General features: G+C 72.0%; 13 protein-coding genes. 8 read left to right on the forward strand and 5 right to left on the reverse strand.

The window, feature by feature from the left end; all coding sequences use genetic code 11:
• Positions 1 to 5 precede the first annotated feature (5 nt).
• Positions 6 to 1592, reverse strand: a complete 1587-nt coding sequence (locus VFO68_RS33465; RefSeq protein ID WP_325162455.1) for a dynamin family protein — start codon at positions 1590 to 1592, stop codon at positions 6 to 8.
• Between the two features lie 102 nt (positions 1593 to 1694).
• On the opposite strand from VFO68_RS33465, the gene VFO68_RS33470 reads away from it, so the two are divergent.
• Complete coding sequence (locus VFO68_RS33470; protein ID WP_325162442.1) at positions 1695 to 2204, forward strand: hypothetical protein; 510 nt, start codon at positions 1695 to 1697, stop codon at positions 2202 to 2204.
• Here the strand turns inward: VFO68_RS33470 and VFO68_RS33475 are convergent.
• On the reverse strand, positions 2189 to 2332 hold the full coding sequence (locus VFO68_RS33475; RefSeq protein ID WP_325162443.1) for a hypothetical protein: 144 nt from the start codon (positions 2330 to 2332) through the stop codon (positions 2189 to 2191). The genes VFO68_RS33470 and VFO68_RS33475 overlap by 16 nt on opposite strands.
• A 66-nt stretch (positions 2333 to 2398) precedes the next feature.
• Here VFO68_RS33475 and VFO68_RS33480 point away from each other — a divergent pair, with 66 nt between their 5' ends.
• From VFO68_RS33480 to VFO68_RS33510, 7 genes are all read left to right on the forward strand, one after another.
• A complete protein-coding gene (locus tag VFO68_RS33480; protein ID WP_422652905.1) occupies positions 2399 to 3571 on the forward strand; it encodes a sensor histidine kinase in 1173 nt (390 codons plus the stop codon).
• A 31-nt stretch (positions 3572 to 3602) separates the two neighbouring features.
• On the forward strand, positions 3603 to 4259 hold the full coding sequence (locus VFO68_RS33485; RefSeq protein ID WP_325162457.1) for a response regulator transcription factor: 657 nt from the start codon (positions 3603 to 3605) through the stop codon (positions 4257 to 4259).
• A 183-nt stretch (positions 4260 to 4442) separates the two neighbouring features.
• Positions 4443 to 5390, forward strand: a complete 948-nt coding sequence (locus VFO68_RS33490) for an ABC transporter ATP-binding protein (RefSeq protein ID WP_325162444.1) — start codon at positions 4443 to 4445, stop codon at positions 5388 to 5390.
• Positions 5387 to 6148, forward strand: a complete 762-nt coding sequence (locus tag VFO68_RS33495) for an ABC transporter permease (protein ID WP_325162445.1) — start codon at positions 5387 to 5389, stop codon at positions 6146 to 6148. Before VFO68_RS33490 ends, VFO68_RS33495 begins: the two co-directional genes overlap by 4 nt.
• A 237-nt stretch (positions 6149 to 6385) precedes the next feature.
• Positions 6386 to 6964 (forward strand): hypothetical protein, encoded by a 579-nt coding sequence (locus VFO68_RS33500; protein WP_325162446.1) that lies wholly within the window; start codon positions 6386 to 6388, stop codon positions 6962 to 6964.
• Between the two features lie 55 nt (positions 6965 to 7019).
• Positions 7020 to 7655: a tRNA (guanosine(46)-N7)-methyltransferase TrmB gene (gene trmB / locus VFO68_RS33505; protein ID WP_325162458.1), complete on the forward strand. Its 636-nt coding sequence runs from the start codon at positions 7020 to 7022 to the stop codon at positions 7653 to 7655.
• Positions 7656 to 7800: 145 nt separating this feature from the next.
• Positions 7801 to 9111: an amidohydrolase gene (locus tag VFO68_RS33510; RefSeq protein ID WP_325162447.1), complete on the forward strand. Its 1311-nt coding sequence runs from the start codon at positions 7801 to 7803 to the stop codon at positions 9109 to 9111.
• A gap of 5 nt (positions 9112 to 9116) precedes the next feature.
• On the opposite strand, the gene VFO68_RS33515 is transcribed toward VFO68_RS33510, so the two are convergent.
• The 3 genes from VFO68_RS33515 to VFO68_RS33525 form a co-directional block, all read right to left on the reverse strand.
• Positions 9117 to 11168 (reverse strand): PhoX family phosphatase, encoded by a 2052-nt coding sequence (locus tag VFO68_RS33515; RefSeq protein ID WP_325162448.1) that lies wholly within the window; start codon positions 11166 to 11168, stop codon positions 9117 to 9119.
• A 104-nt stretch (positions 11169 to 11272) separates the two neighbouring features.
• Positions 11273 to 12010 (reverse strand): hypothetical protein, encoded by a 738-nt coding sequence (locus VFO68_RS33520; protein ID WP_325162449.1) that lies wholly within the window; start codon positions 12008 to 12010, stop codon positions 11273 to 11275.
• Positions 12007 to 12259, reverse strand: a 253-nt coding sequence (locus VFO68_RS33525; RefSeq protein ID WP_325162450.1) for an RNA polymerase sigma factor, incomplete at its 5' end; no start/stop codon positions are given. The genes VFO68_RS33525 and VFO68_RS33520, both read right to left, overlap by 4 nt.

Genomic DNA, 12259 nt, shown 5'->3' on the forward strand with positions numbered 1-12259 from the left:
CTCTCTCACTCTGCCCGAAGCTGCTGCCAGATCAGGAAGTATGCGCGGTGCACCACGTGCGCCACGCGACTTTGCGCAGGTGTCGCGCCGAACGAGGCGAACGAACGCCACCACCCGGCCCGCTCCAGTGCGAACGCAGCCAGCTCCCGCTGCGGCCGGCCGGACATGCCCAGCTGGTCGCCGATGTCGGCATGGCTGCCCACCCGGAGCACCTCCTCGGCGAGATCCTCCGGCATCGCCACCGCACCGGAGGTGACCAGGGTCAACGCCTCCAGCAGCCGCAGCTGGTGCGCCTCGGGCTTGGCCAGCAGCACCTCGATGGCGTCGTGCACGCGCTGCCGCTCGCCCGGATCGCCGGAGGCGTGGGCGAGCGCGGTCACCGAGGCCAGCGCGGCGGCCGCCTTGATCCCGTCGGCCCGGGCCCGGAACACCGCGTCCAGCCGGTTGCGCACCCCGGCGAGGCCGGAGGCGTCCAGCAGCCGGCGGCGCAACGCGCCCGCGGTCAGCTCCGGCTCGGCCCGCAGCGCCTCGACCGCCGTGCGCACGCCGTAGAGGTCCAGCTTCTCCAGCAGCCGCACCCGGGTACCGGTCGGCACCTCACATTCCCAGGTGGTGAAGATGTCGGCCGAGAGCAGCATGGTCTCCCAGGTGGCATCGTCCAGTTGGGACAGTTGGCGCAGCGCGTCGGCGTCGGCCGAGGTGAACCCGCCGGACTCGGCGGACTCGGCCAGCAGGCCGATCACCGGGATGACGTCGGCCACCCGCGGCTTGAGGGTCTGGGCCTGGCGCTCGGCCAGCAGGGTGGCGGCCCGCCAGACGTCACCGTCCGAACCGGACACCGACTCGGGTGCGATGGTGTCCGCCTTGTTCAGCACCGCGATCGCGTTCACCGGACCGGCTTCCCGGCTGGCCGTCGCCGCGGTGAACGCGGCCAGCGCCTGCTGGTCGTCGGCGCGCACGCCCTGGGTGACCACGTACAGCACGGCCTCGGCGCCGGCCACCGCGCTGCGCGAGGTGTGGTCCAGCTCGTCGGTGCCGGCGCCGTCCTCGGCTTCGTCCGGCTCCTCGTCCTTGCGGTGCCGGGCCGCGCCGAGCAACTGCTCGGTACGGCGCACCGAGGCGGCGTCCAGGGAGCCGAGGCCCGGGGTGTCGATGACGGTGAGGTCGCGCAGCACCGCGTTGGTCAGGTAGGCCTCCAGGTGCGAGACCGCCTCGAAGTCGACCTCGAGGTCACTGGGAATCACCCCGCCGGAGTCGAACGGCAGCACCTGCTTGCGCCCGTCGTGGAACACCACCTCGACCCGGTCGACGGTGCCGTACTGGAACCGGGTGACCAGCCGGGTGCACTCGCCCACGTCCGTCGGCGCCACCCGGCGCCCGATCAGCGCGTTCACCAGCGTCGACTTGCCCGATTTGATCCGTCCGGCGACGGCGACCTGGAGCGGCGCGGACAGCCGGCGCAACACCTCCCGGAAGCCGGCCGCCGTGCGCGCGGAGACCTGCGGCTGCAGCCGGTGGCAGAGGTGGGCGACCGCGGCGGACAACGGCCCGGCCACGTGCTGCTGCTCGGTCGCCGTGGTCACGCTCCAAATCGTGCCATGCCCTGCCCTTTCATTGGACCGGTAGTGGTTTTCCCACGTAGCGCGACGGGTACCCCGGTGCCGGGTTACCTCGGAAGGGACGGTGGTGGGCGCGTGGACACCAACAGCTACGTGATGTTCCTGATCATCGGTGTGGTCCTCGTCGGGCTGGACGCGGCGATCGTGTACCGCAGCGGCCGGGCCTACCTGGACGAGGCGTACCGAGACCCGAGAGGCGCGCGGTCGATGGTGCAGCTGGTCACCATGCTGTTCGTGCTGATCGTGCTCGGTGTGCTCGCGTTGATCTCCACGATCGACATCGACACCGGCAACGCCGTGCAGAACGTCGTGGTCAAGCTCGGCGTGGTGCTGCTGGTGCTGGCCGCCGCGCACGCCGCGACGATCTCGATCCTGTCGCACCTGCGGGACCGGCTCCGGGGCGAACATCTGGAGGACGAGCTGCTCACCGGCGGCGCCCCCACCCCACCCAACGGGATCGTGCCGGGCGTGACCCCCGCCATGCCGGGCGTGACCACCGCCCCGGTGGTCGACGAGTACCCCAACCGGCACCCGGCGGTCAGCCCGCCGATCGAGGAGCAGCAGAACCCCTACCCGACCACGTAGCCGTGCTCGTACGCCGCGATCACCGCGGCCACGGCCTGGCGCACGTCCGCGCCGGCCGCCCGGGCCGTCACCGCGTACGCGGTGGCGGCCTCGGCCACGTCGACCGGTAGCGGGCCGGGAGTCAACACCTGGGCGGATCCCGGCTCACCCCGCAGGACGACGTGCGCCGAGCCGGGCGTGCCTACGCTGATCAGGTGCGGCGGTTGAGTCTGTGGCTGAAGGCGCACCCGATGGTCGGCGACAGCATGCTCGCCATCGGGTTTGCGCTGTTCGACCTGCTGATCTACGTCGCCAGGGTCGTGTCGGGCACCAGTGAGATCGACCCGTGGGTGGCGGTTCCGCTCATCGTGATCACCGTGCTGCCGCTGGTGCTGCGCCGCAGGCGGCCGGTGCTCGCCGCCTACCTGCTGCTGGTCCTGGGCACCCCGCACGCCGTCTTCGAGCTGGGCGTGGCCAGCCTCGCCACGGTCTGCATCGCGCTCTACACGCTGCTCGCCTACGTCGGCCGCCGCCCGGCGCTGCTCTACCTGATCGCCAACCTGGTGTTCGGCGGCGTCTGGATACCGCTGCAGACCGACTCCACCACGATGCTGGTGTTCACCGTGGTGCTCGGCGCGGTCTGCTTCGCGTTCTGCTGGCTGCTCGGCGAGTTCGTCGGGGCCCGCCGGGCGTACCAGGCCGAGGTCGAGGCCCGGCTGCACCTGCTGGAGACCGAGCGGGACCAGCAGGCCCGGATCGCCGTCGCCGACGAACGCGCCCGGATCGCCCGCGAGCTGCACGATGTGGTCGCGCACGCGGTGAGCGTGATCGTGGTGCAGGCCGACGGCGCCGCGTACTCGGTGCGCACCGCGCCGGAGGTCGCCGAGCGGGCCGTGAAGACGATCGCGACGACCGGCCGGGAGGCGCTCACCGAACTGCGCCGGCTGCTCGGGGTGCTGCGCAGCGACGAGACCCGGCAGGAGCGCACCCCGCAACCGGGCGCGCAGTCGCTGTCCGAGCTCGCCGACCGGGTCCGGGCGGTCGGCCTGCCGGTCCGGCTCGAACTGGTCGGGGCGATCGACGACCTGCCGGCCGGCGTGGGCCTCGGCCTGTACCGGATCGTGCAGGAGGCGTTGACCAACTCACTCAAGCACGCCGGCCCCGGCGCCTCGGCCATCGTCGCGGTGCACCGCGGGCCGGACCGGGTGGAGCTGGACGTGTGCGACAACGGGGTGGCCAGCAGCCGGGCCCTGGCCGGGCTCTCCGGCGGCAACGGCCTGATCGGCATGCGCGAGCGGGCGCACGTGTTCGGCGGCTCGCTGGAGGCCGGGCCGAACCCGGCAGGCGGCTGGCGGGTCCGCGCGGTGTTGCCGTTCGAAGCGGGCTGACGGCTACGGTGACGACGTGACGGGGGCGGACGTGATCAGGGTGGTGCTGGTCGACGATCAGGAGCTGATGCGGGTCGGGTTCCGGATGGTGCTCGGCGCGCAGCCGGACATGGAGGTCGTCGGCGAGGCCGGCAACGGCCGCGACGCGGTGGCGCTGGTCGAGACCGTGCGCCCGGACGTGGTGCTGATGGACGTGCGCATGCCGGTGCTGGACGGGGTCGAGGCCACCCGGCTGATCACCGAGCGGAGCCTGTCCCGGGTGCTCGTGATGACCACCTTCGACCTCGACGAGTACGCCCTGTCGGCGTTGCGCAACGGAGCCAGCGGCTTCCTGCTCAAGGACACCCCGCCGGACCATCTGGTGTCCGCGCTGCGCTCGGTCGCCAGCGGCGACGCGGTGGTCTCACCCAGCGTCACCCGCCGGTTGCTGGACCGGTTCCTCGGGTCGGCCGGCGGGCAGCTGCGCGACGCGACCATGCTCGACGCGCTCACCGAGCGGGAGCGTGAGGTCCTGCTGCTGATCGCCCAGGGACTGTCCAACACCGAGATCGCCCGCAAGCTCTTCCTGTCCGAGGCGACGGTCAAGACGCACGTCGGCCGGGTGCTGTCCAAACTGGAGCTGCGGGACCGGGTGCAGGCCGTCGTACTGGCCTACGAGACCGGTCTGGTCCGTCCCGGCGACTCCTGATCCCCCATACCCCTGGGTCGGTTTTTCAGGGTCGCCTCAGGGTCCTCACTGATCGCATTCGACCTCAGGCTGATGGACCCTACGTCTACAAGCTGATCTCAACTGTCGACCTCAGGCCGACGTGCGCAGACCCGGCGCGGCGACAGCATGTGAACACGTCAGCTCACCAGAGGGGAAGAAGCCATGATCGAGGCAGTAGGCCTCACCAAACGATACGGACGGACGGTGGCCGTCGACGATCTGTCGTTCACCGTCGCATCCGGACGCGTGACCGGGTTCCTCGGGCCGAACGGCGCCGGCAAGTCGACCACCATGCGGATGATCCTGGGGCTGGACGCGCCCACCGCGGGCGAGGTCCGCATCGACGGCAAGCGCTACCGGGACCTGCACGAGCCACTGCGGATGGTCGGCGCGCTGCTCGACGCCAAGTGGGTGCACCCCAACCGCTCCGCCCGCGCGCACCTGCGCTGGCTGGCCCGGTCCAACGGCCTGCCCGCCCGGCGGGTGGACGAGGTGCTCGACCTGGTCGGCCTGAGCGATGTGGCCGGCCGGCGCGCCGGCGGGTTCTCGCTCGGCATGTCGCAGCGGCTGGGCATCGCCGCGGCGCTGCTCGGCGACCCGCAGGTGCTGCTGTTCGACGAGCCGGTCAACGGCCTGGACCCGGAGGGCATCCTGTGGATCCGCCGGTTCATGCACCGGCTGGCCGACGAGGGCCGCACGGTGTTCGTCTCCAGCCACCTGCTCTCCGAGATGGCGCTCACCGCGCAGGAGCTGGTCGTGATCGGCCGGGGCAAGCTGATCTCGCAGAGCAGCACCGAGGATTTCGTCGCGCACGCGACCGAGAGCACGGTGCTGGTGCGCAGCCCGCAACTGGCCGCTCTGCGCACGGTGCTCGGCCGGGAGGGCGTGCAGGTCCGGGACGAGGGCGAGAGCCTGGTCGTGTCCGGAATGGACAGTGCGCAGATCGGCGAGCTGGCCGCGGCCAACGGCGCCGTGCTGCACGAGCTCAGCCCGCAGCGCGGCTCGCTCGAGGAGGCGTTCATCCAGCTGACCGGCGACTCGGTCGAGTACCACGCCGGCCTGGACGCCACCCCGTCCGAACTCGTCACCAGTGGGGATGTGACCCGATGACTCTGCTCGCCGTCGAACGAATCAAGCTGTTCACCACGCGCTCGCCGCTGTGGTGCACGCTGCTCGCCCTCGGGCTCACCGTCGGATTCGCCGCGCTGATCGCCGGCGTCGACTCGGAGAGCCCGGTGACCGTCGCCAGCACCCAGTTCGGCTACAACTTCGGGCTGGTCGTGGTGATGGTGATGGCCACGCTCGCGATCACCACGGAGTACCGGTTCTCCACGATCCGGGCCACCTTCCAGGCCATCCCGAACCGCAGTGCCGTGCTGGTGGCCAAGACCGCCGTGGTGGCGCTGGTCTCCGGGCTGATCGGGCTGGCCGCCGCGTTCGGCTCGCTGGCCATCTCCAAGCTGGTTCAGCCGAACGCGGACCTGGCGCTGAACACCGCCTTCGAGTGGCGGACGGTGGCCGGCGTGAGCCTGGTCTACGCGGTCTCCGCGGTGATCGCGGTGGCGGTCGGGACGCTGATCCGGCACTCCGCCGGCGCCATCTCGCTGCTGCTGATCTGGGTCATGCTGGTGGAGAGCCTGGTCGCGCTGATCCCGAAGGTCGGTGACGACATCCAGAAGTGGATGCCGTTCTACGTCGCCAACCGGTTCCTGACCGGCAACCCGGACCTGACCAACCGGCCGATCGAGGAGGGCCCGCCGCCGTCCGAATCGGTGCTGACCCCGTGGTGGGCGCTGGCCTACTTCGCCGGAATCGCGCTGGCCTGCCTGCTGACCGCGTTGTTCGTGACCAACAGGCGCGACGCCTAGAGACGGCGGTTGGGGACCGCTGCCGGGGGACGGACCCGGGCCACCGACGGGGGGTGGCCCGGGTTCGTGTCGTTCACCACGATTCTTTGGGGCCGTGTTTTGTACAGCAGACCCACGGGTAAAAGCTACGTTAAGCTGTTGTGATCCTGACCACACCACGGGGACAGGGGTGCGCGGAACCCGGTCATATCGGATGGTGACGGTCAGCGAACGGTGTGTGGGAGCTGAATTTTGCCGGTGGTTGACGCCAGCTCGTCCCGGGACCTCGCCCTGACGGGCGACACCTACAGCAGCGGCGAGGAGCTGCGGGTCGAACCCACGATCGCGCTCGAATGGTCGCAGGCCATCGAGCAGTGGGGCAGCGAGCGGGCGAAGAGCCCGGCCGAGGCCCGGGGCGCCTGGCTGCACCGGGCGCCTGAACAGCAGGTGCTCAACTTCTACCTGTCCGCCCGCGAGTTCGACCCGCACCTGCCGGCGCCCTGGTGGCTGCGTGCCCTGGCCGCCGGGGACATCCGGTCGCGCACCGACGGCTTCTCGGTCGAGGACCGGGTGGCCAAGATGCTGGCCACCCGTCCGGGGTGGGTGTTCGTCCCGTGGGCGGCCGAGGGCGACTCCGGCTTCTGGGAGTACATGCCCTCGGAACGCGCCCTGACCGTGCCCGGGGTGCCGACCACGCTGACCCTGACCCACCGGCATGGCGGCTGGCTGGACGTGATCCCGGCGCACGCCGGCTCCCCGCCGAGCCCGATCCCGGTGCAGGGTCTGGCCGACCTCCGGGCGAACCTCGCCCGGCTGGAGTCGCTGCCGCCCGCCTAACATTCCGCGGGTGAGCCAACGGACCGTCGTGAGTTTCGTCCACCGTGGGCGGCGAATGACCTCCGGGCAGGCCCGGGCGTGGCAGCGGAACTGGGAGCGGATGGGCCGCGACCTCGCCGAACTGCCGCCCGGCCCGCTGGACACCGACGCCTGGTTCGGCCGGTCCGCGCCGCTGGTGCTGGAGATCGGATCGGGCATGGGGGAGACCACCGCCCGGCTGGCCGCCGCCGAGCCGGAGGTCAACTACCTGGCCGTCGAGGTCTACCAGCCCGGCCTCGCGCAGCTCATGATGCGCGCCGAGGCCGGCGGGATCGACAACCTGCGCCTGGTCCGTGGCGACGCCGTGGTGCTGCTGGCCGAACACCTGGCCCCGGGCTCGCTGACCGAGGTGCGCATCTTCTTCCCCGACCCGTGGCCGAAGACCAAGCACCACAAGCGCCGGCTGGTCCAGCCCGGCTTCGTGGCCCTGGTGGCCGACCGGCTGCGCCCGGGCGGCCGGTTGCGGCTGGCTACCGACTGGGCGCCCTACGCCGAGCAGATGCTGGAGGTCTGCCAGGCCGAACCGGCCCTGCGCAACCCGCACCCGGACTACGCCCCGCGCCCGGAATGGCGCAGTGTCACCAAGTTCGAGGACCGCGCCAACACCGCCGGCCGGCCAAGCCACGACCTCGAGTTCGAGCGCCTCGGTTAGGGCCTGCCCCGCAGAGGTTGTGGGAAAGTCCCGTGCCCGACCAACCGCACCTCAGGGGACCGTGACGGCGCCCAGCCACAATCCGCCCGAAATCGGTACCGTTCGCCGGAACGCGACGACCGCATTGAAATCCGGGGAGGCGGAAATGTCTTACCGTCTGCGGGCACCGGTCGTGCTGCCCTGCGATCCGGAGTGTTCGGTGCTGCGTGACGCCGTGCTGGACATCGACGAGCGGGGCCGGATCGGCTACGTCGGGCCGGCCGCGGCGGCGCCGGAGAGCCCGGCCACCGTCCTGGACTGCTCCGGGATCCTGTTGCCGGGCCTGGTGAACGCGCACGCGCACAGCCCGATGACGGTGCTCCGCGGGATGGGCGGTGACCTGCCGCTGCTGCGCTGGCTGCACGAGGTGATCTGGCCGGCCGAGGCCCGGCTGAGGCCGGCCGACATCGGGGCCGGGATGCTGCTCGGATCGGTGGAGATGCTGCGCGCCGGGGTCACCACGAGCACCGAGATGTACTTCCACGGCGAGGAGCTGGCCGGGGCGGTGCTGGCCTCCGGCGCCCGGCTGGTGGCCACCATGGGGATCATCGACGCGCCGGGCTGGGACTGGGAGGCGATGCTCGCCGGGGTGGACGCCTGGATCGACGCGGACGGGCTGCGCAGCGGGCCGGGTGAGCGGATCGAGGTCGGGTACGGGCCGCACTCGGCCTACACGCTGCCGCCGCACGCCCTGACCAGGGTCGGTGAGGCGGCCCGGGCACGCGGCGCCCTGGTGCACATCCACGTGGCCGAGTCGGCAGGCGAGGACGCCACCCAGCGCGAGCGGTACGGGTCGGTGCCGGCCATGCTCGAGCAGCTCGGCCTGCTCGGCGGCCGGGTGCTGGCCGCGCACGCGGTGCACCTGTCCGACGCCGACATCGCCACCTTCGCCGCGGCCGGGGTGGCGGTGGCGCACTGCCCCGGCTCCAACGCGAAGCTGGCCTCGGGCATCGCCCGGCTGCGCGACCTGCGCGCCGCCGGTGTCCACATCGGACTGGGCACCGACGGTCCGGCCAGCAACGACGACCTCGACCTGTGGGAGGACATGCGGCTGGCGGCCATGCTCGCCCGGCTGTCCACCATGGACTCCAGTGCGCTCGGCGCGGCCGACGTGCTGCTGCTGGCCACCCGCGGCGGCGCCGAGGCGTTGGGCCGCGACGACATCGGCGCGCTGGAGCCGGGCCGGTGGGCCGACCTGGTGCACGTCGACGTGGACGATCCGGCCTTCTCCGCCGGCCTGGACGTGCCGGACGAGCACCTGCTGGCCAACCTGGTCTGGGCCACCGGATCCCGGCGGGTCCGCGACGTCTGGGTGGCCGGCGAGCGGGTCGTCGAGGCCGGCGAGCCGACCCGGGTGGACCGCGCCGAGGTGCAGCGGGCGGCGGGCGCGGTGACCCGCCGCCTGATCAAGGCCTGACCTACCTACTCGCCGATCAGACCGGGGCCGTACCGGCCCGGCTTGAACACCGCGACGACGGCGGGTCTCGGCTGGTTCGTGCCGCCGTCCGGCCAGTGTGAGGTGGGCGCCGCGATCGTGCCGCCCTCACCCGGATGCTGCACCGACACCAGCACGAACCGGTCCCGCACCACCGGCCCGCAGGTCTCCGCGGCGGGCGGGACGGTGAGGAACTGCTTGACGTGCCCGCGTTCCCGCCCGGCCAACGGCACCGCGAACAGCCCGTCGTTGGCGCCCAGCGCGTTGCCGTCGGTGGACACCCAGAGGTTGCCGTAGCTGTCGAAGGCCACGTTGTCCGGACAGGAGATCGGGCTCACCTGGGTCTTGTCGAAGCCGCCGAAGTAGGTGTCCGGCGCGTTCGGGTCCCCGCAGACCAGCAGCAGCCGCCAGGCGAACCGGGTGCCGGTGTGGTCGCCGCGCCGCTCCTCGATCTCCAGCACGTGTCCGTGCCGGTTGACGTTGCGCGGGTTGGCCTCGTCGGCCGGCGGCTGGGTCGGCGACGCGCCGCGGTTGGTGTTGTTGGTCAGTGCCGCGTAGATCCGGCCGTTGTGCGGGTTGGGCTGCACGTCCTCCGGGCGGTCCATCTTGGTGGCGCCGACGGCGTCCGCGGCCAGCCTGGCGTAGACGTACACCTCTTCGGCGGTGAAACCCGGCACGAACGAGGTGTCGTTGTGCGCCAAGGGGATCCACTCGCCGCTGCCGTCGAACTCCCCGTCGGAGGGCAACGTGCCGGTGCCGTTGATCTCGGCGGGCGGGCTGTCCCCGGTGAACCGCGCGACGTAGAGCGTGCCGGAGTCGAGCAGCCGCTTGTTGTGCTCCCGGTCGCGCCGGCTGTTCCCGTGCCGCATCCGCTCGTCGGAGACGAACTTGTACATGTAGTCGAACCGCTCGTCGTCGCCCAGGTAGGCCACGACCCGGCCGTCCCTGGCCACCTGGACGGCGGCGCCCTCGTGCTTGAACCGGCCGAGGGCGGTGTGCTTGACCGGCGGCTCGTCCGGCGCGTACGGGTCGACCTCGACGATCCAGCCGAACCGGTTGGCCTCGTTGGGTTCCTGGGCCAGATCCCAGCGCCGGTCGAACCGCTCCCACTTGCGTTCGCTCGCGCCGGTGGGGAAGCCGTACCTCGCCAGCCGGGCCCGGGTCACCGGGTCGGCCACCTGACCGGCGTTGGCGAAGTACTGGTTGATGTTCTCCTCGCCGGAGAGCATGGTGCCCCACGGGGTGAGGCTGCCGGCGCAGTTGTTCATCGTGCCCAGCACGGTGGTCCCGGCGGGGTCGGCGGTGGTGCGCAGCAGCGCCGAGCCTGCGGCCGGGCCGCGCACGGTGAACGGGCTGTGCAGGGTGATCCGCCGGTTGTACCGGCGGTCGACGACCGCGCGCAGCTCGCCGGAGCGCTGCTGCTCGACCACCACGACCGACATTCCGTGCGCCGCCCAGGAGATCCGCACCTGCTCCTCGGTCGGGTTGGCCGGGTCGTAGCCGGCGAACAGCATCGGCTCGGTGACGTACTCGTGGTTGTTCACCATGAGATGGCGGCCGGGTGAGAGCGGGGTGAGCTCGCAGAAGTCGTTGTTGAAGCCGAACTGCCTGGCCTGCGCGGCCGCGCTCTGGTTGGCGAAGTCGAACGCCGGGGCGCCCGGCAGCACCGGGTCGCCCCACCGGATCACGATGTTCTGCCGGTAGCCGTCCGGGATCACCACCCGGTCCTCCCGGTTGGGCGGCACCGGGGTGAAGTTGACGCCGCGCGGGCGGTGGCCGCTCCGGGCCGGCTCCGCGGCGGCCGGTCCGGCCAGGGCGCTCACCCCGGCTCCGGCGACCGCGAGCACCGCGCCCGCCTTGAGCACGCCGCGCCGGCTGACGATGGCACTGACCACATCGCCGAAGTAGGTGTTGTCCGAGGTGTTGGGCGCCTCGTGGGCGCAGGCGTTGCCGCACCGGTACTGGCAGGTCATCGGCTGACGGCCGAACGGGTGGGTGGGCAGCAGTGGCAGCAACCGGCCGGGCTCGTTGGGGGACACCTGTGCCTCCGGAAAAGATCGGGAATCCGCGTCCCGACGCTAGGAGCCGGTGCCGAGCCACACAAGGCGACCAGGTGAATACCCGACGAATTGCTCGGAACCGACTAGGTGATTCCGGCGCTCACCACTTCGCCGGCACTGTCCTTGGCGGTGAAGCAGAAACCCTCGTAGCCGGCGGGGAAGTCGGCCACGTAGAGCACCAGCGCGTCGGTCCGGGCGAGTTCGGTGACCGCGGCCGGCGTGCCGTCGCCCGCGCACACGTCCAGCGTGGCGACCTGCGGCACGGTGAGGAACAGCAACTTTCCGGGCATCGGCCCGATCACCGGGACGGTGGCGGCCCGAACCGCCCGGGACTCCAGTTTTCCGCCACCGCGCAGCGGGGCACAGTCCGGCGGGGGCGCGGGCGGGTCGTTCGGGGTGGGAGCCGCCGAGTTGATCGGGGCGATCACCACACACACCCGGGGCAGTTCGCGGCTCAGATCCACGAACGTGCTGGCCCGCCAGTGCGTGTTGCCGACGGTGAACACGCCGAGGTCGAACGGGCCGCGATCCACCGAAGCATCGGGATACACCGGCGCGCCGAACCCGGACGGGTTGGCGCTCGCGGTCGCCGGGCTGGACTGCCCCGACTCCGCGGTCCGGTTCGACCGGGCCAGGACGGACCCGATCAGCAGGGCGGCGACGACCACCGCGACGGACGCGACGGCGAGCACCGGCCGGCGATCGGGCTGGGGGCGGGCGGTCAGCCGGCGGCGGTGCTCGGCCCAGGCATCCTCGCTGGGCGGTACCCGCTCGGCCAGCTCGGCAAGCCCCGCCCGGAGGCGGTCCTCGGACTCGGTCATCGCGGTCCACCGCCTCGCACGGGACTCACAGTTCGCTCCTCGTCCGGCCACTCCCGGCGCAGCCGCGCCAGCGCGTGGTGGATGGTCGCCTTGACGGTGCCGACCGCGATGCCGAGCGTGTCGGCGATCTCCACGTGGTCCAGGTCGAGCCAGTAGCGCAGGACCAGCACGTGCCGCTGCCGCTGGGTCAGCGTGGCCAGGGCCACGCGCAGCGACCCGTGCTCCAGCCGGTCCAGCACCGCCGCCTCG

Source organism: Actinophytocola sp. (assembly GCF_035712165.1).
GTDB lineage: Bacteria > Actinomycetota > Actinomycetes > Mycobacteriales > Pseudonocardiaceae > DASYTH01.